Source organism: Pseudomonadota bacterium (genome assembly GCA_037200975.1).
Taxonomy (GTDB): Bacteria; Pseudomonadota; Gammaproteobacteria; order Steroidobacterales; family Steroidobacteraceae; genus CADEED01.
This window is the reverse complement of sequence record JBBCGI010000001.1, coordinates 2,249,592-2,270,068: the sequence shown is the minus strand read 5'-3', so window position 1 is coordinate 2,270,068 and position 20,477 is coordinate 2,249,592. Positions and strand designations below refer to the sequence as shown.

At 64.5% G+C, this 20,477-nt stretch carries 21 protein-coding genes; 19 read left to right on the top strand and 2 right to left on the bottom strand.

Annotated elements, in window-relative coordinates; translation table 11 throughout:
* Nucleotides 1–4: 4 nt before the first annotated feature.
* Nucleotides 5–1,969, top strand: a complete 1,965-nt coding sequence (locus tag WDO72_10105) for a pyrroloquinoline quinone-dependent dehydrogenase (protein ID MEJ0086026.1) — start codon at nt 5–7, stop codon at nt 1,967–1,969.
* A 92-nt stretch (nt 1,970–2,061) separates the two neighbouring features.
* Here the strand turns inward: WDO72_10105 and gor are convergent, their stop codons facing one another.
* Nucleotides 2,062–3,432, bottom strand: coding sequence for a glutathione-disulfide reductase (gene gor / locus WDO72_10100; protein MEJ0086025.1), 1,371 nt, complete (start codon nt 3,430–3,432; stop codon nt 2,062–2,064).
* 54 nt (nt 3,433–3,486) lie between these two features.
* Here gor and WDO72_10095 point away from each other — a divergent pair, with 54 nt between their 5' ends.
* The 9 genes from WDO72_10095 to WDO72_10055 all read left to right on the top strand — a co-directional run bounded on the left by WDO72_10095 (nt 3,487) and on the right by WDO72_10055 (nt 11,724).
* Nucleotides 3,487–3,927: a hypothetical protein gene (locus tag WDO72_10095; GenBank protein MEJ0086024.1), complete on the top strand. Its 441-nt coding sequence runs from the start codon at nt 3,487–3,489 to the stop codon at nt 3,925–3,927.
* Nucleotides 3,924–4,922 (top strand): oxidoreductase, encoded by a 999-nt coding sequence (locus WDO72_10090; GenBank protein MEJ0086023.1) that lies wholly within the window; start codon nt 3,924–3,926, stop codon nt 4,920–4,922. The genes WDO72_10095 and WDO72_10090 overlap by 4 nt, the downstream gene beginning before the upstream one ends.
* Nucleotides 4,923–4,934: 12 nt before the next feature.
* Nucleotides 4,935–5,843 (top strand): methylisocitrate lyase, encoded by a 909-nt coding sequence (gene prpB, locus WDO72_10085; protein MEJ0086022.1) that lies wholly within the window; start codon nt 4,935–4,937, stop codon nt 5,841–5,843.
* Nucleotides 5,840–7,003, top strand: a complete 1,164-nt coding sequence (gene prpC, locus WDO72_10080) for a 2-methylcitrate synthase (protein MEJ0086021.1) — start codon at nt 5,840–5,842, stop codon at nt 7,001–7,003. The genes prpB and prpC overlap by 4 nt, the downstream gene beginning before the upstream one ends.
* 62 nt (nt 7,004–7,065) lie before the next feature.
* Nucleotides 7,066–8,514, top strand: coding sequence for a bifunctional 2-methylcitrate dehydratase/aconitate hydratase (locus tag WDO72_10075; protein MEJ0086020.1), 1,449 nt, complete (start codon nt 7,066–7,068; stop codon nt 8,512–8,514).
* 6 nt (nt 8,515–8,520) lie between these two features.
* Nucleotides 8,521–9,201, top strand: a complete 681-nt coding sequence (gene rsmG, locus WDO72_10070; protein ID MEJ0086019.1) for a 16S rRNA (guanine(527)-N(7))-methyltransferase RsmG — start codon at nt 8,521–8,523, stop codon at nt 9,199–9,201.
* Nucleotides 9,202–9,241: 40 nt separating this feature from the next.
* Nucleotides 9,242–10,090, top strand: a complete 849-nt coding sequence (locus WDO72_10065) for a ParA family protein (protein ID MEJ0086018.1) — start codon at nt 9,242–9,244, stop codon at nt 10,088–10,090.
* Between the two features lie 19 nt (nt 10,091–10,109).
* Nucleotides 10,110–11,042 (top strand): ParB/RepB/Spo0J family partition protein, encoded by a 933-nt coding sequence (locus WDO72_10060; protein MEJ0086017.1) that lies wholly within the window; start codon nt 10,110–10,112, stop codon nt 11,040–11,042.
* Nucleotides 11,008–11,724, top strand: coding sequence for a DUF6250 domain-containing protein (locus WDO72_10055; GenBank protein ID MEJ0086016.1), 717 nt, complete (start codon nt 11,008–11,010; stop codon nt 11,722–11,724). Before WDO72_10060 ends, WDO72_10055 begins: the two co-directional genes overlap by 35 nt.
* Nucleotides 11,725–11,741: 17 nt before the next feature.
* Here the strand turns inward: WDO72_10055 and WDO72_10050 are convergent, their stop codons facing one another.
* Complete coding sequence (locus WDO72_10050; protein ID MEJ0086015.1) at nt 11,742–13,160, bottom strand: M20/M25/M40 family metallo-hydrolase; 1,419 nt, start codon at nt 13,158–13,160, stop codon at nt 11,742–11,744.
* Between the two features lie 294 nt (nt 13,161–13,454).
* Here WDO72_10050 and WDO72_10045 point away from each other — a divergent pair, with 294 nt between their 5' ends.
* The 9 genes from WDO72_10045 to WDO72_10005 are packed head-to-tail and all read left to right on the top strand — an operon-like array spanning nt 13,455 to nt 20,384.
* Nucleotides 13,455–13,868 carry an ATP synthase subunit I gene (locus tag WDO72_10045; protein ID MEJ0086014.1) on the top strand — a complete coding sequence of 138 codons (414 nt, stop codon included), beginning with the start codon at nt 13,455–13,457 and terminating at the stop codon, nt 13,866–13,868.
* An 11-nt stretch (nt 13,869–13,879) separates the two neighbouring features.
* Nucleotides 13,880–14,707: a F0F1 ATP synthase subunit A gene (gene atpB / locus WDO72_10040; protein ID MEJ0086013.1), complete on the top strand. Its 828-nt coding sequence runs from the start codon at nt 13,880–13,882 to the stop codon at nt 14,705–14,707.
* 27 nt (nt 14,708–14,734) lie between these two features.
* Nucleotides 14,735–15,019 (top strand): F0F1 ATP synthase subunit C, encoded by a 285-nt coding sequence (gene atpE / locus WDO72_10035; GenBank protein ID MEJ0086012.1) that lies wholly within the window; start codon nt 14,735–14,737, stop codon nt 15,017–15,019.
* Nucleotides 15,020–15,048: 29 nt separating this feature from the next.
* Nucleotides 15,049–15,519: a F0F1 ATP synthase subunit B gene (locus WDO72_10030; GenBank protein MEJ0086011.1), complete on the top strand. Its 471-nt coding sequence runs from the start codon at nt 15,049–15,051 to the stop codon at nt 15,517–15,519.
* The gene (locus WDO72_10025) at nt 15,520–16,056 is read left to right on the top strand and encodes a F0F1 ATP synthase subunit delta (protein ID MEJ0086010.1); all 537 of its coding nucleotides are present in this window, start codon (nt 15,520–15,522) and stop codon (nt 16,054–16,056) included.
* A gap of 21 nt (nt 16,057–16,077) precedes the next feature.
* Entirely contained in the window at nt 16,078–17,616 is a 1,539-nt protein-coding gene (gene atpA / locus WDO72_10020; protein ID MEJ0086009.1) for a F0F1 ATP synthase subunit alpha, read from the top strand.
* 11 nt (nt 17,617–17,627) lie between these two features.
* Nucleotides 17,628–18,491 (top strand): F0F1 ATP synthase subunit gamma, encoded by an 864-nt coding sequence (atpG, locus tag WDO72_10015; protein MEJ0086008.1) that lies wholly within the window; start codon nt 17,628–17,630, stop codon nt 18,489–18,491.
* Nucleotides 18,492–18,527: 36 nt separating this feature from the next.
* Nucleotides 18,528–19,946, top strand: a complete 1,419-nt coding sequence (atpD, locus tag WDO72_10010; protein MEJ0086007.1) for a F0F1 ATP synthase subunit beta — start codon at nt 18,528–18,530, stop codon at nt 19,944–19,946.
* A 12-nt stretch (nt 19,947–19,958) separates the two neighbouring features.
* Nucleotides 19,959–20,384 carry a F0F1 ATP synthase subunit epsilon gene (locus WDO72_10005; protein MEJ0086006.1) on the top strand — a complete coding sequence of 142 codons (426 nt, stop codon included), beginning with the start codon at nt 19,959–19,961 and terminating at the stop codon, nt 20,382–20,384.
* The last annotated feature ends 93 nt before the right edge of the window (nt 20,385–20,477 follow it).

The following is a 20,477-nucleotide window of genomic DNA, read 5'->3' as shown; positions in this document are numbered from 1 at the left end:
GTCGATGAACAACTACGCATTCACGCGGTTCGCAGCCGCATGCGCCGGCCTGCTGCTGGGCGCACCGACGCTGGCCGCTCCGCCGGACGGCGACTGGCCTAACTACGGCCGCACTCCCGGCGGCGACCGCCATTCGCCGCTCACGCAGATCGATCGCGGCAACGTCGGCAAACTCGCGCTCGCCTGGGAATTCAAGACCGGCGAAGCCGCCATCGAAACCGGCGAGCCCACCGCGCTCGAAACCACGCCGCTGGTTATCGAGGGGGTGATGTACATCTCGACGCCGCTCGGCAAGGCGATCGCGCTCGATCCGGTCAGCGGCAAGGTGCGCTGGTCGCGCGATCTTTCCGTCGAGCGCAAGCGCGACTTCGGCGACTGGGTGACGCGCGGTGTGTCTTTCTGGCGCGACGTCCGCGCGAAGGCCGGCGCGCGTTGTGCGCGCCGCGTGATCTTCGCGCCGGTCGACGCGCGGCTGGTCGCGCTGGACGCCGCGGACGGCAGCCTGTGCGAAGGCTTCGGCAACGGCGGCACCGTCAACCTGCTGAATGGCTTGCGCAACGCGCAATCGTTCGGTGACGAATACGAGCAGACCTCGCCGCCGGCCGTGATCCGCGATGTCATCGTGGTGGGTTCGGCGGTCGCAGACAACAATTCGACCACGGGTTCGAGCGGCGAAGTGCGCGGCTTCGATGCGCGCAGCGGCGCGCTGCGCTGGACCTGGAACCCGGTGCCGCAGGATCCGCAGGACCCTAACTACGCGAGCTGGAGCGGCAGCGCTGGAACACGCACCGGCGGCGCGAACGCCTGGTCGATCATCGCCGCCGATCCGAAACGCAACCTCGTGTTCCTGCCGACCAGTTCGCCCGCGGTCGACTACTTCGGTGGCACGCGCCTCGGAGACAACCGCTACGCGAATTCCATCGTCGCGTTGAACGCCAGCACCGGCAAGCTTGTGTGGTACTTCCAGACCGTGCACCACGACCTGTGGGACTACGACAATGCCGCGCCGCCAGCGCTGGTGACTTTGCCCGATGGGCGTGACGCCGTGATCCAGGGCACGAAGACCGCGCAGTTGTTCGTGCTCGATCGCGACACGGGCAAGCCGCTGTTCCCGGTGGAGGAACGCGCAGTGCCGAAGAGCGACGTGCCGGGTGAAGTTGCCTCCGCGACGCAGCCGCTTTCGTCGCTCGGGCCCGGCTTTCGCACACTCACCGCTGGCGACATCTGGGGCGCGACACCCGCCGACCGCGAGGAGTGCGCGCGGCGCTTCGCGACCCTGCGTTACGACGGCCCATTCACGCCGCCTTCCGAACGCGGCTCCGTGATGTTGCCCGCGCACGTCGGCGGTGTGCACTGGGGCGGCGTCGCGTACGACAGCCAACGCGGCATCGTCGTCGTTCCTAACAACACACTCGCGGCCGTGATCACGCTGATTCCGCGCGAGCAGTTCAAGGCGATGAACGAGAAGCTCACGGCGGGTGAACGTGTCGGCAAGGATTTCACCGACATGCGCGGCACGCCCTACGTCATGCAGCGCGAGATCTGGCTGTCGAGCCGGCGTTCTCCTTGCACCCCGCCGCCGTTCGGCGCGTTGACCGCCTTCAGTCTCAAGACCGGCGAGAAACTATGGGATGTGCCGCTCGGCACGGATGAGGGCCTCGACCGGATAGGCCTGCCGAAGCTGCCTCCGAACAGCGGCATGGTCAATCTCGGCGGCGCCATCACGACCGCGGGCGGCCTGGTTTTCATCGGCGCAACCCTCGACGCCTACGTCCGCGCGTTTGACGTCGAGACGGGCAGGGAGGTGTGGAAATTCAAGCTGCCGGCGGGTGGCAAGGCCACGCCCATGACTTATCTCGGCGCGGACGGCCGTCAATACGTGGTGATCGCGGCGGGTGGCGATGGAAAATCCTGGGGCAAGGCGGATTCGATCATGGCGTTCGCGCTTCCGCGGCAGCCCATTCCATAAGGGCGCGAGAGCGAGGATAGTTAGCGCGCGTGAGCGTTCGATGAGCTCGCGATCGCCGAGGAGCAGCAGGCGCGCGCGCGGCGCTACGCGCGTTAACCCAGCGAAGGAATCGGGACCTTCTGCCGCATCAGCACCAACTCCTCGGCAGCGGTTGGATGCAACGCGACCGTGCTGTCCCACTGAGTCTTCGTAAGCCCGGCCTTCACCGCGACCGCAGCAAGCTGCGCCATCTCGGGTGCGTCTTCGCCCGCGATGTGCACGCCTAACAACACATCCGTCTTTCGGTCGACCACGAGCTTCATCAGCGTGCGCTCCTGGTTGCCCGCGAGCATGTTGCGCATCGGGCGGAAGTTGGTGCGGTAGATGTCGACCTCGTCGTGGCTGCGGCGCGCATCGGATTCCGCCAGGCCGACGGTCCCGATGGGCGGCCGGCCAAACACCGCGCTCGGTACCGTGGAGTGATCGACCGGAGTCGGGCGATTGTTGTAGATGGTGTCGGCGAAGGCATGGCCGTCGCGGATCGCCACCGGCGTGAGATTCATGCGGTTGGTCACATCGCCGACCGCGTAGATAGACGGCACGTTGCTCTGCGAGAACTCGTCTACGATCACCGCGCCGGCGTCATCGAGTTTCACACCGGCCCGCTCGAGCCCGAGCCCGGCGGTGTTCGGAACGCGGCCGATGGCGTGCAGCACCACGTCCACTGCAGCGGTTTCGCCGTTGGACAAGGTGACGCGTAGTGCGCCGGCTTTCTCGATCTTCGTGACCGTGGTCTTCATCGTGAGTTTCAAGCCCGCGCGCTCGGCCTCGATGTGCATGTGTGCACGCAAGTCGTCGTCGAAGCCGCGCAGGATGCGATCGCCGCGGTGCACGATGCGCGTCTCAGCGCCGAGCCCGTGGAAAATGTTTGCGAATTCGAGCGCAACGTAGCCGCCACCGACTATCAGCACGCGGCGCGGAAACTTGTCGAGCAGGAATGCTTCATTCGACGTGATGCCGAATTCGTGCCCGGGGATGTCGTTCGGAATGTGCGGCTGCCCGCCGGTCGCGACGAGAATGCGTTCGGCCGAAAGCTCGCTGCCGGATTTCTTGAGTTTCACCTTGTGCGCATCGACGACCTCGGCGCGCTCCTCGAACGCGGTGACGTTGGCCTTCGCGAGATTGCTGGTGTACAGGCCCGACAGCCGCGTGACTTCGGTCTGCACATTGTCGCGCAGCTTCGCCCAGTCGAACGTCGGTTGCGGCACCGTCCAGCCGTAGCCGGCCGCGTCCGCAAATACCTGCGCGAACTCCGAGCCGTACACCAGGAATTTCTTCGGCACGCAGCCGCGGATCACGCAGGTGCCGCCAATGCGGTATTCCTCGGCGACCGCGACACGCGCGCCGGCTTGTGAGGCGATCCGCGCCGCGCGCACTCCGCCCGAGCCCGCACCGATGACGAACAGGTCGTAGTCGTATTTCATGGCACGATACTAGCCTGACTATCACCGAGGTCTAGAACGGAAGTGCGCTACCGCATGGTCATCTTGCTCGCGCTGACCTTGCCCGCCGCCGGTTGCCAGCTGCCGCAAATGAACCGGGGCCGGGTGATGGCGGTGACGGTGGGCGCGCACGCGGGCTGGTTCCGGCGCGTCAACGGCCGCTGGCCCGCCGACTTCGCCGAGCTCGTGCGGCTCGACTGTCCGCGACTGGATGAAGCTGCCGTCGACGCATCGCCGGCCGGACCGCCGCCGGAAAGTGACGAGAGCCTCTGCAACGTGCTGTCGGAGCTGCCGTACCCGGTCACCATGCACACGCGCGGGCGAAACCTGCGGCTCACGGTGCGGAGAAACAAAGGCCCGATCGTATGCACGCTGACAGTGCTCGCGCCCCCGCCGCAGAGCGCCAACGAACTGTCGCCGCTCATCAGGCTCAAAGTGACCGCGTTCGATTGCCCGGGAGAGGGGAAAGCGTTGTGAACACCTTCAAGGCATTTCGCATTCACGAGGAGGGCGGAAAGATTTCCGCGCGTTTCGAAGACATCGGGCTCGATGCCCTGTCGCCCGGTGAAGTGGTGATCCGCGTCGCCTACTCGGACATCAACTACAAGGACGCGCTGGCGGCGACCGGCGCGGGAAAGATCCTCAGGCGTTATCCGCTCGTCGGTGGGGTCGACCTGTCCGGCGTGGTGGTCTCGTCCGACGACGCGCGTTATCGGCCGGGCGAACCGGTGCTCGTGACCGGCAGCGGTTTGTCCGAAACGGTAGATGGGGGTTACGCGGAAGTCGCGCGCGTGAAAGGCGACAGCGTCATTCCCATGCCGGCCGGGCTCGACACACTGCGTGCCATGCAGCTCGGCACCGCGGGTTTCACCGCGGCACTGGCGATCAACCGCATGGAGCGTAATGGGCAGGTTCCCGCGCGCGGGCCGATCGTCGTCACCGGCGCGACGGGCGGTGTGGGCAGCATTGCCATCGACATGCTGGCCGCGCGCGGATACGAAGTGGTCGCCGTCACCGGCAAGGCCGGCTCGGTCGAGTACCTGAAGTCGTTAGGCGCTAGCAAGGTGCTGATGCGTGACGAGATGGCGTTCGGCACCAGACCGTTGGAAGCCGCGCGTTTCGCCGGCGCCATCGACAACGTTGGCGGCGAGATGCTGTCCGGGCTCACACGCCACGTGGATTTCTGGGGCAATATCGCCAGCATCGGGCTCACGGGCGGATTCGAGCTCAAGACCACCGTCATGCCGTTCATCCTGCGCGGCATCAACCTGCTGGGCATCAATTCATCAGCGACGCAGCGCGCGGAGCGGCTCGAGGTCTGGCAGCGCATCGCGACCGATCTGGCGCCGCGCCACCTGGCGCGCATCGCGGGCCGGACCATCGAATTCGTGCAGCTGCCCGACGCGTTCCAGGACTACATCGACGGCAAAGTGACCGGTCGCACCGTGGTGAAGATCAGTCATCGGCCGTAAACTGCCGGCAACATGAATTCTTCCAAAACCGCTCCCGCATCCGCGGGCGCCAAACTCCGCGCCGCCATCGAAGCCGAAAGGCCGTTGCAGGTGGTCGGCGCCATCAATGCGTATGCGGCGCGTCTGGCGGAAGCCACCGGCTTCCGCGCTCTCTATCTATCGGGCGGCGGCGTCGCGGCCAACTCGCTGGGGCTTCCCGATCTCGGCATCAGCACGATGGACGACGTGTTGATCGACATCCGGCGTATCACCGAAGCGAGCTCGTTGCCGTTGCTGGTCGATGCCGACACCGGCTGGGGTGGCGCATTCAACATCGCGCGCACCGTGCGCTCGTTCATCAAGGCGGGCGCCGCCGGCCTGCACATCGAAGATCAAGTGCAGAGCAAGCGGTGCGGCCACCGGCCCGGCAAAGAGGTCGTGCCCCGAAACGAGATGGTCGATCGCGTGAAGTCCGCGGTGGACGCGCGCACCGATCCCGCGTTCGTGATCATGGCGCGCAGCGACGCGCTGCAGAGCCACGGGCTCGACGAGATGATCGAGCGGCTGGCGGCCTGCGTGGCGGCCGGCGCCGATGCGGTGTTCCCCGAGGCGATCACCGACCTGTCGATGTACCGCAAGGTGCGCGATGCGGTGAAAGTGCCGGTGCTCGCGAACATCACCGAATTCGGCAAGACACCTTTATATACACGCGAGGAACTGGGTGGGGTCGGTGTAGACATCGTGCTGCACTGCTGTTCGGCGTACCGCGCGATGAATCTGGCCGCGCTCAAGGTGTACGAAGCGATCCGCAAGGACGGCACGCAGAAGAACGTCGTGAGCGCCATGCAGACGCGCGACGACCTGTACAAGTATCTCGACTACCACGCGTACGAAAAGAAACTCGACGAGTTGTTTGCCGCGGAGAAGGGGGAGAAGAAATGACTCCTGACAATGTGCCGGCCGCGGGCGCTGCGAAGCCGAAAAAATCCGTCGCGTTGTCCGGCGTCACCGCGGGCAATACCGCACTGTGTTCCGTCGGCCGCAGCGGCAACGATCTGCACTACCGCGGTTACGACATCCTCGAAGTGGCCGAGACCTGCGATTTCGAAGAGATCGCCTATCTATTGATCCACGGCCGGCTGCCCAACAAGGCGCAGCTGGCCGCGTACAAGACCAAGCTCAGGAACCTGCGCGGGTTGCCGGCGCCGGTGCGCGCGGTGCTCGAGCAATTGCCGGCCGCGACGCATCCGATGGACGTCATGCGCACGGGCGCGTCGGCCATGGGTTGCGTGTTGCCCGAGAAGGAAGATCACGATCCGGCCGGCGCCCGCGAAATCGCGGATCATCTGCTCGCCTGCTTCGGTTCGATGCTCTGCTACTGGTATCACTTCTCGCACAACGGCCAGCGCATCCACGTCGAGACGGATGACGACTCCGTGGGTGGGCACTTCTTGCACTTGCTGCACCGGCGCTCACCGCCCGGTAGTTGGGTGCGTGCCATGCACACCTCGCTCAATCTGTACGCCGAGCACGAGTTCAATTCCTCCACGTTCACGGCGCGAGTGATCGCGGGCACCGGGTCGGATATCTATTCGTCCATCACCGGCGCCATCGGTGCATTGCGCGGACCGAAACACGGTGGCGCGAACGAAGTGGCGCTGGTGATTCAGGAGCGCTACGACAACGCCGACGAGGCCGAAGCGGATATCCGCCGGCGCGTCGCCGACAAGGAGATCGTGATCGGGTTCGGGCACCCGGTGTACACGGTGTCGGACCCGCGCAACGTGATCATCAAGCGCGTGGCCGGGAAGCTGGGCGCGGAAGCCGGCGACCTGAAGCTCTACCAGGTGGCGGAGCGGATCGAATCCGTGATGATGGACGTGAAGAAGATGTTTCCGAACCTCGACTGGTACAGCGCCGTGAGTTATCACCTGATGGGTATTCCCACCGCGATGTTCACGCCGCTGTTCGTGATGGCGCGGATCACGGGCTGGAGCGCGCACGTCATCGAGCAGCGCGAGGACGGCAAGATCATCCGCCCGGCAGCGAACTACACCGGCCCCGAGAACCGCAAGTTCGTGCCGCTGGCACAAAGGCCGTAAAAGGGGACATGCCTATTTTTCGGTCGCCGAAAAACAGGCATGTCCCCTGAAGAGACGCAACGATGTCATCGCACGATTACAAATCCGCGCAACGCCCGCAGCCGGACGACCTGCTGGTCGCGATCGCGGACTACGCCAGCCACTACCAGGTAGATAGCGCCCAGGCATACGACACCGCGCGTTACTGCCTCATGGATACGCTGGCCTGCGGTTTCCAGGCGTTGAAGTATCCGGCCTGCACACGCTTGTTAGGTCCGGTGGTGCCAGGTGCGACCATGCCCGGCGGCTCGCGCGTGCCGGGCACGAGTTTCGAGCTCGACCCGGTCATGGGCGCCTTCAGCATCGGCACCATGGTTCGCTGGCTCGACTTCAACGACACCTGGCTCGCAGCGGAGTGGGGCCACCCATCCGACAATCTCGGCGCCATCCTCGCCGTCTCGGACTATCTATCGCGCCGTGCCATCCTGCTCGCCGAGAAACCGTTGACGGTGCGCGACGTGTTGACCGCCATGATCAAGGCGCACGAGATCCAGGGCGTGCTGGCGCTGGAGAACTCCTTCAATCGCGTCGGGCTCGATCACGTGCTGCTGGTGCGTGTCGCTTCGACGGCCGTCGCCACGCAGATGCTGGGCGGCTCGATGGAGCAGATCGTGAATGCGCTGTCGAATGCCTGGATCGACGGCGGCGCGTTGCGTACCTATCGCCACGCGCCGAACACCGGTTCGCGCAAGAGCTGGGCCGCCGGCGATGCGACCAGTCGCGCGGTGCGCCACGCGCTGTTCGCGCTCAAGAACGAGATGGGTTATCCCTCCGCGTTGTCCGCGAAAACCTGGGGTTTCCAGGACGTCCTCTTCAAGGGGAAGCCGCTCACGCTGGCGCAGCCGCTCGGCAGCTACGTCATGGAAAACATCCTGTTCAAGATCAGCTTCCCCGCGGAGTTTCACGCGCAGACTGCGGTGGAATGCGCGATGGCGTTGCACCCGCAGGTGAAGGACAAACTATCGCTGATCGACAAGATCGTGATCGAGACGCAGGAGCCGGGCGTGCGCATCATCGACAAGACCGGGCCGCTCTCGAACCCCGCGGACCGCGATCACTGCATTCAATACATGGTCGCGGTGCCGCTGATCTTCGGCCGCCTGACCGCCGCGGATTACGAGGACCAGGTCGCCAACGACCCGCGCATCGACGTGCTGCGGAGCAAGATGCAGGTGAAGGAGAACCCGCGTTTCACCCGGGAATACTATGAGCGCGACAAGCGCCACATCGGCAACGCGCTGCACATCACCTTCACCGACGGCTCGCCGAAACTCGAAGTCAGCATCGATTTTCCGGTGGGCCATCGCAAGCGCCGCGCCGAGGGCATACCGCTGCTGGTGCAGAAGTTCGAGGCCTCGGTGGCTGCGCACTATCCACCGAAGCAGAGCGAAGCATTAAAAGCTTTGTTCGCGCGCCCGGACCTGGATGTGATGCCAGTGAACGAGTTCATGGCCCAGCTCGTGGCCAACTGACCGCGCATGACTAACAACCTGGACGAAGCCGGCTGGAAAGCCCAACTGGATTCCGGCGCGCAGGAGCTCGGTGTCGAGCTCGATCAATCGGCGCTCGAGATCCTCTGGCGTTACGGCGTCATGCTGCGCGAGCGCAACGAACACGTGAATCTCACGTCCATCGTCTCGCCGCTCGGCATCCTGCAGCTGCACATGCTCGACAGCCTGACGCTGGTGCCGCACCTGGGCGACGCGAGGCGCATCATCGACGTGGGCACCGGCGGCGGCTTTCCCGGTATTCCGCTCGCCGTGGCGCAGCCCCAGCGCCAGTTCACGCTCATCGATGGCACGCAGAAAAAGATCCGTTTCGTCGCCGAGAGCATCGCGGCGCTCGACATCCGCAATGCGCGCGCGCATGCGGCACGCGCAGAAAGCTACGACGGTGAGAAGGATTTCGACCTGGTGGTGGTGCGCGCGGTCGGTTCGCTCGCCGACGTGCTACATAACGCGGGGCACCTGGTCGGGCCGGGCGGGCGGTTGCTCGCGATGAAGGGCCGTTTGAACGACGACGAGATCAGCGCCGTACCGCGCGGCTGGTCGGGAGAAGTTTTTTCACTGCGCGTCCCGGGCCTCGATGCCGAGCGCCATCTTGTCGCCCTGTCGCGTCACAAGTCCTCGGCCGCCCCCCGGAAAAAGCTCGAGGAATAAGCGGAACAGCCGCGCTCGTACCCGGGGTAAGATCGCCGCCATGAAGCGCATCATCGCGGTCGCGAACCAGAAGGGTGGCGTCGGCAAGACGACCACCGCGGTGAATCTCGCGGCCTCGTTCGCCGCGACGCGCCGGCGCGTGTTGCTGATCGACATCGACCCGCAGGGCAACGCCACGATGGGCTGCGGCGTCGAGAAATCCCAGATCCAGCGCGGCACCGGCGACGTGTTGTTAGGCGAGGCGGAGGCCGCCGACGTCATCATCGCGCTCGAGTCGACGCCCGGCCTGTCGCTGATGCCGTCCAACCAGGACCTGACCGCCGCGGAAGTCAGGCTACTAACTACCATGGCGGGCCGCGAGCTGCGGCTGCGCAACGCGCTCAAACCCATCCAGGACCAGTACGAAGTCATCATCATCGACTGTCCGCCGGCGTTGAACATGCTCACGTTGAACGCGCTGGTCGCGGCGCAGAGCGTGTTGATCCCGATGCAATGCGAGTACTACGCGCTCGAAGGGCTCACCGCCCTGGTCGGCACCATCGAGCAGATCAAGGCCTCCGTGAGCCCCGAGCTCGAGATCGAAGGCATCCTGCGCACGATGTTCGATCCGCGGAACAACCTGGCAAACGAGGTCAGCAGCCAGTTGATCACGGTTTTCGGCGACAAGGTGTTCCGCACCATCGTGCCGCGCAACGTGCGGCTCGCCGAGGCGCCGTCCTTCGGCAAGCCCGTCCTGCAGCACGACAAGGACTCGCGCGGCGCGCTCGCCTATCTCGCGCTCGCGGGCGAGATGCTGCGCAAGGACGATGACGCGGCCGCGGAGTCCGGATCGGCCCCGCCGCCGTCCGGCGAAGCCGCCGCTCCCGAAGGCGAGCATCCGCTGAATTGAGCCGATATCATCGCGCCCCATGAGCCTGAAGAAACCGGTCATGGGACGAGGACTCGAGGCACTGCTCGGGCAGATGTCCAACCGGCCTGCGCCGGCGCCGGCCGCGCCCGGTTCCGCGCCGCCGCCGCCCGCCAGGCTCCCGGGCGATGAGCTCGCCCATCTGCCGCTCGATCTCCTGCAACGAGGCAAATACCAGCCGCGCGTCGACATGCGTCAGGAGTCTCTGGAAGAACTCGCCGCGTCGATCAAGGCGCAGGGCATCATCCAGCCGATCGTCGTGCGCGCCGTCGAGGGCGCCGCGGCCGGCGAATCGCAACGTTACGAGATCATCGCGGGCGAGCGTCGCTGGCGCGCCGCGCAACTGGCCGGGCTGGCAACCGTGCCGGCGGTCATCCGCAAGGTGCCCGACGAAGCCGCCATCGCGATGGCGCTCATCGAGAACATCCAGCGCGAAAACCTGAATCCGCTCGAAGAAGCGCGTGCGCTCGAACGGCTCATCGGCGAATTCGGCATCACGCACCAGCAGGCCGCGGACGCGGTCGGCCGTTCGCGCGCGGCGGTGTCGAACCTGCTGCGCCTGCTCGAGCTTGCACCCGAGATCACCGCGTACGTCGAAAAACGCGAGCTGGAAATGGGTCACGCACGCGCGCTGCTCGGGCTCACTCAGCGCCGGCACCAGATCGAAGTCGGCGCGCTGGTCGCAAAGAAGGGCCTCTCCGTGCGCGAGACCGAGGCGCTGGTCCGCAGCATGCTGGCCAAGGCCGCGGGCGGCACTGCGGCCGCGAAAGATCCGCAGGCGCTCGACCCCAATGTGCGGCGGCTGCAGGACGAGTTGTCGGAAAAACTCGGCGCGAAGGTGCAGATCGAGCACAGCGGCTCGGGCAAGGGCAAGGTCGTGATCAGCTACCACTCGTTAGATGAGCTCGACGGGATCCTCGCGCACATTCACTAGTGCGCTGGCCGCTGCGCTCGCATGCGTGGCCCTGTGCGGTTGCGCCGTGCGCCCCGAATTCGGCGACGTGTTGTATTCGGATGATTTCGAGACCGGTCTCGACAACTGGCAGATCGAGGCAGAAAAGCCCGGCCGCATCGAAGCCGCCAACGGCACGCTCGAAATCGATGTGCCCGCGGGAGCGACGCTGTGGTTCAAACCGAAGCTCCAGGGTGCGGTGGCCATCGAATTCGAAGCCACCGCGGTTGCTGCCGGCGGACCCAACGACCAGGTCAGCGATCTCAGCGTCTTCTGGATGGCCAACAATCCGGATGGCGTCGAGCCGGTTTTTGCCGCGTCGCGAAGCGGTGCCTTTGCGCAATACGACAACCTGCGCACGTATTACGTGAGTCTCGGCGGCAATCGGAATACGGCGACGCGGTTCCGCCGCTATACCGGCGATCCGTCGCTGCGGCCCCTGCTGCCCCAGCACAATCTGTCGGCGCGGTCGGCCATGTTGATGCCGAACCGCAAACAAATCATCGTCCTCATCGCGAACGGCACGAACATCGAGTTTCGCCGTGACGGCCAGCCGCTGTTGCGCATGATGGATCGCGAGCCCTACACCAAAGGATGGTTCGCGTTGCGCACGACGTTCAGCCATCTGCGCATCCGCGCGCTGCGCGTCTACAGCCTCGATTAGCCGCCCGCCATTCGCGGCTATTTCTGCATCGAGTAGATCTTCACGAGGTCGTAGAGGAAGGCGCGTGCATCCAGCAGCGATTTCACGCCCACGTATTCATTGAGCCCATGAATGTTTCCGAGGTCCGGGCCCATGAACAGCGGCCCGATGCCGTAGGTGGGGATTCCCACGCCGTTCAGGTACAGCCCGTCGGTGGCACCGGCCTGCAGGACCGGCAGTACCGGCACGCCGGGGAAATACTGCGCGTTCAGCTTCTCGAACGGCGCCATGATTTTCGAGCTGAGCGGCGGCGGCGCGGAAGGCTCGCCGCGTACTTCCAGCATCGTGACCTTCACGGCAGGATCGGCAACCAGTTTCTCGAGCTGGTCGCGCACCGATTCGGGAGTCACGCCGGGAAATATCCGGCAGTTGATGTTGGCACGCGCCCGCTGGGGGAGCGCGTTGGTGGCGTGGCCCGCGTCGAGCACGGTTGCAACGCAGGTCGTACGCAGCGTGGCGTTCCAGCTCACGTCTTTTTCCGACACCAGCGCGAGCGCCTGTGCATCGTTCGGATCCGCGACGATGGCGTTCATCGCCGCCGCGACGTCGGTATTCCCTCTGGCCGCCTGGATCTTCGCCATGCCGGCGAAATACGCGCGACTCGCATCGGTGAACTGGGCGGGAAATTCATACGCCTCGATGCGCGGCAACGCGGCGGCCAGCCGGTAGATGGCGTTGTCCTTGCGCGGGCGCGAGCTGTGCCCGCCGGGGTTGGTGACCTCGAGTAGATAGTTCTGCGCGGCCTTCTCGCCGGCCTGCACGTTCATCGAGACGCGGTTGCCCTGCGCGTCCATCTCGCCCCACGCGCCTTCGTTGAGCGCGAACTCGGCGTCTATCCAGTCGCGGTGATTCTTCGACAGCCACTGCGCGCCGTTGAATGCGCCGGCGGTTTCCTCGCCGCAGGTCAACGCGAGCTTGATCGTGCGCCGCGGCTTGAACTTCTCGTTTGCGTAGCGGATGAGCGTGTCCACCCAGATCGCCGCCTCGGACTTGTCGTCCACCGCGCCACGCGCGTAGAACGAGCCGTTCTCCTCGACCAGCACGAACGGGTCGCGGGTCCAGTCTTCGCGTTTGGCTTCGACCACGTCGAGGTGGGCGAGCAGCAGCATGGCCTTTGCTTTCGGATCGCTGCCGGGGAATGAGGCGACCAGACCGCCTTCACGGGGATGATCCGGTGCGGTGAAGACCTGGACCTGCCCGATTCCCGCTGCCTTGAGGCGCGCGGCCATGCGTTCGGCCGCCAGCGTGCAGCTGCCATTCGACAAGGCGGTGTTGGTTTCGATCAGCTCTTTGTAGAGCGCGCGAAATTCAGGCTCGTCCCCCCGGGATTTCGGCTCCGCGGCGGCGGCGGTGGCACAAAAGGCGAGGGCAACCGTTGCAACGAAGGTCTTGAGCATGGGCGAGGTCCAGGGAGTGGAGTCGCCCGATACTAGACGACTGCTGCACAGGCGAGGCAACGAGCCGCGCCGGGCACCACCCACCTATTCGTAAAAGACCCGCGGAAATATCGTGTTTTCCTGCGGCTTTTTTGTTGAAGGGGCAGGGGTCGGCGTATATAATTCGCGCCCCTGGCCCAAGGCACACGTAAGTCGTTGCCAAGCCAAACAATTTTCGAACACAGCTGATCACGCCTGCGGCCTCCGTGGGCCCGAAGTTGTGTTCAAAGATTGTCGACTTGCAGTAGGAGTGTCGTGGTCACCCTCGAGTTGCCCCAAGCGAGGCGACTGGCCGGAAGCGTAGTGCTCGGTCAGGTCGTCGTTACGGTCGTGGCTGCGGCAATTTGCTTTGCGGTGTGGGGTCGTGTCGCCGGTTTGTCGGCGCTCGCGGGCGGTGGCATTTCCGCGGCGGCCAGCGCGGTTCTCGCGTTGTTCGCCTTCGGTTCTCCGGCGGGTGCCGATGCGGCGCGCGTGGCGCGCGCCTTCTACCTGGGCGAGGGCTTGAAGCTCGCGGTGACCGTGGCGCTGTTCGTGATCGTGTTTGTGACTTTCAAGGTTTCGTTCGCCGCTTTGTTCGGCACGTATATCGCAACCTTGTTCGTGTATTGGATTGCGCTGGCGAATGCGCTGCCCCCTCTGGCGGGCACTGCCACCGCCGCGAAGCGTTAGGAACGAGATAGATGTCAGCAGCCGTAGAAAATGCCGCGCACGAGCAGACCTCGAACGAATACATCGTTCACCATCTGGCCAATCTCCGGCATGGCGAAGGTTTCTGGTCTTACAACGTCGACAGCATTTTCTTCTCGGTGCTGCTCGCCGTGGTGTTCGTCGGCTTCTTCCTGATGGTGGCGCGCAAGGCCACGTCGGGCATGCCGGGCAAGGCGCAGTTGTTCGTCGAAGTGCTGGTCGATTTCGTCGACACCCAGGTCCGCGACTCCTTCCACGGCACCAGCAAGCTCGTGGCGCCGCTCGCGCTCACCATCTTCTGCTGGGTGCTGCTGTTCAATTTCATGGATCTGCTGCCCGTCGACCTCCTGCCGCAGGCCGCTCACAAGGTCGGTATCGAGCACCTTAAGGTCGTGCCCAGCACCGATCTCAACATCACGCTGGGTATGTCGATCACGGTCTTCCTGCTGGTGATGTTCTACAGCGTGAAGATCAAGGGTGCCGGCGGGTTCATCTGGGAACTGCTCACGCATCCGTTCGGCAAGTGGATGATGCCGTTCAACCTGCTGCTCAACATCATCGAACACCTGGCGCGCCCGATGTCGCTCGGCCTGCGTCTGTTCGGCAACCTGTTCGCGGGCGAAATGATTTTCCTGCTGCTCGCCGTGCTCGGCGGCAGCTTTGCGATCAATACATTCGGCGGCATCGGCGGCGCCATCGGCCAGCTGATCATGGGAACCGCGTGGGGCCTGTTCCACATCCTGGTGATCCCGCTTCAAGCGTTCATTTTCATGGTGTTGACGATCGTGTACCTGGCACAGGCGCACGAGACTCATCACTGATCATCGTAAATTTTGGTTGGAGGAAACATGGAACACATTGCTGAATACGCTCACATTCAAGGTCTCACCGCTCTCGCCGTCGGCATCATCTTCGGCATGGGCGCGCTCGGAACCGCCATCGGCTTCGGTCTGCTCGGCGGAAAATTCCTGGAAGGCGCCGCGCGCCAGCCGGAACTGACCCCGGCGCTGCAGGTGAAGATGTTCATCGTCGCCGGTCTGCTCGACGCGGTCGCGATGATCGGCATCGGCTTTGCGCTCTTCTTCACGTTCGCGAACCCGTTCCTGGGCCCGCTCACCCCGGTTGCCCAGTAAGCAATAGTTAGTTCGTCGAGGAGACGCGCGTGAATATCACAGTAACTCTCATCGTCCAGATGCTGGTGTTCGCCATCGTCATCTGGGTCGTGATGAAGTTCATCTGGCCGATCATTCTCGGTGCGATGAACGAGCGCGAGAAGAAGATCGCCGCCGGTCTCGCCGCCGCGGAAGAAGGCCAGAAGGGCCTGTCCGAAGCGCAGAGCCGCGCCGACGACGTGATCAAGGAAGCCCGCACCCGGGCGCTGGCGATCGAATCGCAGGCGCGCACGCAGGCCAACCAGATCGTCGAAGAAGCACGCAAGGCCGCGAGCCTCGAGGGTGAGAAGGCGCTGGCCTCGGCCAAGTCGCAGATCGAACTCGAGAGCAATCGCGCGCGCGACAGCCTGCGTGGCCAGGTCGTCAGTCTCGCGGTCGCGGGCGCCAAACGCGTCCTCGAAAAAGAGATCGACCCGAAGACGCACGGCGAGCTGCTCGATCAGCTGGCGGCGAAACTCTAGATGGCAGAGCGCACCACAACCGCACGGCCGTACGCGAAAGCGATCTTCGCGCTCGCACGCAAGGGCAATACGCTGGCGGCAACGTCGGCGAGCCTGATCCGTGCCGCCGAAGTCGTCGCCGACGCCCGCGTGCATGCCTTGCTGGGCAGCCCGCACGTGACGGCCGCGCAGCTGGCCGAGTTCGTCACCGGCATCGTGGGTGCCGGTCTCGACGAGTACGGCCGCAACTTCATCTCGTTGCTCGCGCAGAACCGCAGGCTCGGATTCCTCCCCGAGATCGCGGCGCTGTTCGAGCAGATGAAGGCGGACGTGGAAAACGCGGTGGATGTCGAAGTCATCTCCGCGACCGCGCTCAACTCCGACCAGGAGAGCCGTTACGTCGCGGCATTGCAGAAGAAACTGGGGCGCTCGGTGCGCCTGCACACCAAGGTCGACGGCAGCTTGTTAGGCGGCGCCGTCCTCAAGGCCGGCGATCTCGTGATCGACGGCTCGATCAAGGGCCGGCTCGAACGCCTGGCTACTGAACTGACCGCATAAGTATTTCCGAGGATTCAGAACATGTCCGTCAAAGCATCCGAAATCAGTGACCTCATCAAGTCACGCATCGAGAACTTCAAGTCCGCGAGTGAAGCGCGCAATGTCGGCACCGTCGTCACGGTGACGGACGGCATCTGCCGCATCCACGGGCTGGCGGACGTTCGCTACGGCGAAATGATCGAATTCCCCGGCAACATCTTCGGTCTCGCGCTGAACCTCGAGCAGGACTCGGTCGGCTCGGTGGTGCTCGGCGACTACAAGGGCATCCGCGAAGGCGACACCGTGAAGACCACGGGCCGCATCCTCGAAGTGCCGGTGGGTCGCGAGTTGTTAGGCCGCGTGGTCGACGCGCTCGGCAACCCGATCGACGGCAAGGGCCCGCTCAAGACCACGAAGACCGCTCCCATCGAGCGCGTGGCGCCGGGCGTCATCTATCGCAAGAGTGTCAGCCAGCCGGTGCAGACCGGCTACAAGGCCGTCGACTCGATGGTCCCGATCGGCCGCGGCCAGCGCGAGCTCATCATCGGCGACCGCCAGACCGGCAAGACCGCGATGGCGATCGACACGATCATCAACCAGAAGTCGTCCGGCATTAAGTGCGTGTACGTCGCCATCGGCCAGAAGCAGTCGACCATCGCGAACGTGGTGCGCAAGCTCGAAGAGCACGGCGCGATGGGCCACACCATCATTGTTGCCGCCTCCGCTTCGACCCCCGCCGCCATGCAGTACATCAGCGCCTACTCGGGCTGCACGATGGGCGAGTTCTTCATGGACAATGGTGAAGACGCGCTCATCATTTACGACGATCTGTCGAAGCAGGCCGTGGCCTATCGCCAGATCTCGCTGCTGCTGCGCCGCCCCCCGGGCCGCGAAGCGTATCCCGGCGACGTGTTCTATCTGCACAGCCGCCTGCTCGAGCGCAGCGCGCGTGTGAACGAAGAATACGTGGAGCAGGTGACCAAGGGCGCCGTGAAGGGCAAGACGGGTAGTTTGACCGGTCTGCCCATCATCGAAACGCAGGCCGGTGACGTGACCGCGTTCGTTCCGACGAACGTCATCTCGATCACCGACGGACAGATCTTCCTCGAGACCGACCTGTTCAACTCGGGCGTCCGCCCGGCCATGAACGCCGGCATCTCGGTGTCGCGCGTCGGTGGCGCGGCCCAGACGGACATCATCAAGCGCCTGGGCGGCGGTATCCGTCTGGCCCTCGCGCAGTACCGTGAGCTCGCGGCGTTCTCGCAGTTCGCCTCGGACCTCGACGAAGCCACCCGCCGTCAGCTCGAGCGTGGCGCGCGCGTCACCGAACTGATGAAGCAGAAGCAGTACGCCCCGCTGTCGGTGGCCGAAATGGCGCTGTCGATCTACGCCGTGAACAATGGCTTCTTCGACAAGGTCGATCGCAAGAAGGTCGTGGATGCGGAAGCCGCACTGCAGTCCTTCGCGAAGTCGGCCCACAAGGCGACGCTCGATGCCGTCAACGCGGAGCCGGTGCTCAAGAAGCACGAGGCCGCGCTGAAGTCGCTGTGCGAAGACTTCCTCAAGAACGGCGTGTTCTGAGAACTAGCTAGATGCCCGGCACAAAAGAAATCCGCGCCAAGATCCTGAGCGTCAAGTCGACGCAAAAGATCACCAAGGCCATGCAGATGGTGGCGACCAGCAAGATGCGTCGCGCCCAGGACCGCATGCGCCTGGCGCGTCCGTACGCCGACAAGATCCGCGCGGTGATCGGCAACCTCACCCAGGCGAATCCGGACTACCGCTCGCCGTTCCTGGTCGAGCGCGCAGATGTGAAGAACGTCGGCATCATCGTGATCTCCTCGGATCGCGGCCTCGCCGGCTCGTTGAACATCAACATCTTCAAGGCCACGCTGCTCGCCATGCGCGACTGGCAGTCCAAGAGCGCGCAGATCTCGATGTGCCTGATCGGCGGCAAGGCCACGGCCTTCTTCCGCCGCCTGCCGAATCCGATTCTTGCGAACACGCAGGGTCTCGGCGACCAGCCGCGCATCAAGGACCTGATCGGCACGGTCAAGGTCATGCTGGATGCCTACAAGGACGGCAAGATCGACCGCCTGCTGCTGGTGAATTCGCGTTTCGTGAACACGATGACGCAGAAGCCCGAGGTGCAGCAGTTGCTTCCCGTAGAGCCGGTGGAAGGCGCCGATCTGCAGGACCACTGGGACTACATCTACGAGCCGGACGCTTCGGCGATCCTGGATGGCCTGCTGATGCGTTACATCGAATCGCAGGTCTATCGCGGCGCGGTCGAGAATGTAGCCAGCGAAATGGCGGCCCGCATGATCGCGATGGGCGCCGCCTCGGACAACGCCGGCAAGCTCATCGGCGAGCTCCAGCTCATCTACAACAAGGCCCGCCAGGCCGCGATCACGAAGGAACTGTCGGAGATCGTGGGCGGCGCGGCTGCCGTCTGATACGGCACGTAACGAATTAGTTAGAGGTTAAGCATCATGGCCTTAGGAAAAATTACCCAGATCATCGGCGCCGTCATCGACGTGGAATTCCCGCGCGATTCGATTCCGAGGGTTTACGACGCGCTCAAGCTCAAGGACGTGGACCTCACGCTCGAAGTGCAGCAGCAGCTCGGCGACGGCGTCGTGCGCACGATCGCCATGGGTGCCTCCGAAGGCCTGAAGCGCGGCCTCGCGGTGGAATCCACCGGCAAGCCGATCAACGTGCCCGTGGGTCAAGCCACGCTCGGTCGCATCATGGACGTGCTTGGCGTGCCGCAGGACAACCGCGGCCCGGTCGCCGCGAAAGAAACGCTGCCTATCCACCGTCCCGCCCCGTCGTACGACGAACAGGCCGGCGGCCAGGATCTGCTCGTCACGGGCATCAAGGTCATCGACTTGTTAGTGCCGTTCGCCAAGGGCGGCAAGGTCGGCCTGTTCGGCGGCGCCGGCGTCGGCAAGACCGTGAACATGCTCGAGCTCATCAACAACATCGCAAAGCAGTACTCGGGTCTGTCCGTGTTCGCGGGCGTCGGTGAGCGCACCCGCGAAGGCAACGATTTCTATCACGAGATGGCGGAGTCGGGCGTCATCGACTTGAAGAACCTCGAGAATTCGAAGGTCGCGATGGTGTACGGCCAGATGAACGAGCCGCCGGGCAACCGCCTGCGCGTCGCGTTGACCGGCCTCACGATGGCCGAATATTTCCGCGACGAGACGCAGGCGAACGGCAAGGGCCGCGACGTGCTGTTCTTCGTCGACAACATCTACCGTTACACGCTGGCCGGCACCGAAGTGTCCGCGTTGTTAGGCCGTATGCCGTCGGCGGTGGGTTACCAGCCGACGCTGGCCGAAGAAATGGGCGTGCTGCAGGAACGCATCACCTCGACCAAGAAGGGTTCGATCACGTCGATCCAGGCCGTATACGTTCCGGCCGACGACTTGACCGACCCGTCCCCGGCCACGACGTTCGCGCACTTGGACGCGACGGTGGTGCTCTCCCGCCAGGTCGCCGCGCTCGGCATCTACCCCGCGGTCGACCCGCTCGATTCCACCAGCCGCCAGCTCGATCCGCTGGTCGTCGGCGAAGAGCACTACAACACCGCGCGCGGCGTGCAGGCCGTGCTGCAGCGTTACAAGGAACTGCAGGACATCATCGCGATCCTGGGCATGGATGAGCTGTCCGAAGAAGACAAGCAGACCGTGTTCCGCGCCCGCAAGGTACGCAGCTTCCTGTCGCAGCCGTTCAACGTCGCGAAGGTGTTCACGGGCCAAGACGGCAAGATCGTCTCGCTGGCCGACACGATCCGCGGCTTCAAGGGCATCCTGGCCGGTGACTACGATCACCTGCCGGAGCAGGCGTTCTACATGGTCGGCTCGATCGAAGAAGCGGTCGAGAAAGCCAAGACGCTGAACTAAGGTAGATAGACCATGGCCACAGCGCACACCGTCCACGTCGACATCGTTTCCGCCGAAGGCGAGATCTTCAGCGGCGCGGCGTCCATGGTGTTCGCACCGGGCGCGGACGGTGAGCTCGGCATCGCGCCGCGCCACGCCCCGCTGCTCACCTTGCTCAAGGCCGGTGAAGTGCGGGTGCAGACGCCCGATGGCGCCGAGCAGCATTTTTTCGTCGGCGGCGGCGCGCTCGAGATCCAGCCTAACAAGGTCACCGTGCTGGCCGACACCGCGTTGCGCGCCAAGGATCTCGACGAAGCCGCGGCACTAGCCGCCAAGCAGCGCGCGGAAGACGCCCTGCGTGGTGCCACGGACAAACTGGAACAGGCGGAAGCTCTCAAGGAGCTGGTACGCATGAACGAGCAGATCAAGCTCATCCAGAAGCTGCGCAAGGTCAAGTAGTCAGGGAAGATCGATCCTCCCACGGCTTCGCCGCGCCCGAAGCCACCCAAACCATGCGATTGATGTGTTCTCGCCCGGGGCGGAGCACACTTG

What these genes read in the sequence shown, in the direction of transcription:
- WDO72_10050 (MEJ0086015.1), bottom strand. Translation starts at nt 13,160, where the DNA reads ATGCTCAAGACCTTCGTTGCAACGGTTGCCCTCGCCTTTTGTGCCACC.
- WDO72_10075 (MEJ0086020.1), top strand. Translation starts at nt 7,066, where the DNA reads ATGTCATCGCACGATTACAAATCCGCGCAACGCCCGCAGCCGGACGAC.
- atpA (MEJ0086009.1), top strand. Translation starts at nt 16,078, where the DNA reads ATGTCCGTCAAAGCATCCGAAATCAGTGACCTCATCAAGTCACGCATC.
- atpB (MEJ0086013.1), top strand. Translation starts at nt 13,880, where the DNA reads ATGTCAGCAGCCGTAGAAAATGCCGCGCACGAGCAGACCTCGAACGAA.
- WDO72_10065 (MEJ0086018.1), top strand. Translation starts at nt 9,242, where the DNA reads ATGAAGCGCATCATCGCGGTCGCGAACCAGAAGGGTGGCGTCGGCAAG.
- WDO72_10055 (MEJ0086016.1), top strand. Translation starts at nt 11,008, where the DNA reads ATGAGCTCGACGGGATCCTCGCGCACATTCACTAGTGCGCTGGCCGCT.
- gor (MEJ0086025.1), bottom strand. Translation starts at nt 3,432, where the DNA reads ATGAAATACGACTACGACCTGTTCGTCATCGGTGCGGGCTCGGGCGGA.
- WDO72_10025 (MEJ0086010.1), top strand. Translation starts at nt 15,520, where the DNA reads ATGGCAGAGCGCACCACAACCGCACGGCCGTACGCGAAAGCGATCTTC.
- atpD (MEJ0086007.1), top strand. Translation starts at nt 18,528, where the DNA reads ATGGCCTTAGGAAAAATTACCCAGATCATCGGCGCCGTCATCGACGTG.
- WDO72_10095 (MEJ0086024.1), top strand. Translation starts at nt 3,487, where the DNA reads ATGGTCATCTTGCTCGCGCTGACCTTGCCCGCCGCCGGTTGCCAGCTG.
- atpE (MEJ0086012.1), top strand. Translation starts at nt 14,735, where the DNA reads ATGGAACACATTGCTGAATACGCTCACATTCAAGGTCTCACCGCTCTC.
- rsmG (MEJ0086019.1), top strand. Translation starts at nt 8,521, where the DNA reads ATGACTAACAACCTGGACGAAGCCGGCTGGAAAGCCCAACTGGATTCC.
- atpG (MEJ0086008.1), top strand. Translation starts at nt 17,628, where the DNA reads ATGCCCGGCACAAAAGAAATCCGCGCCAAGATCCTGAGCGTCAAGTCG.
- WDO72_10005 (MEJ0086006.1), top strand. Translation starts at nt 19,959, where the DNA reads ATGGCCACAGCGCACACCGTCCACGTCGACATCGTTTCCGCCGAAGGC.
- WDO72_10060 (MEJ0086017.1), top strand. Translation starts at nt 10,110, where the DNA reads ATGAGCCTGAAGAAACCGGTCATGGGACGAGGACTCGAGGCACTGCTC.
- WDO72_10105 (MEJ0086026.1), top strand. Translation starts at nt 5, where the DNA reads ATGAACAACTACGCATTCACGCGGTTCGCAGCCGCATGCGCCGGCCTG.
- prpC (MEJ0086021.1), top strand. Translation starts at nt 5,840, where the DNA reads ATGACTCCTGACAATGTGCCGGCCGCGGGCGCTGCGAAGCCGAAAAAA.
- prpB (MEJ0086022.1), top strand. Translation starts at nt 4,935, where the DNA reads ATGAATTCTTCCAAAACCGCTCCCGCATCCGCGGGCGCCAAACTCCGC.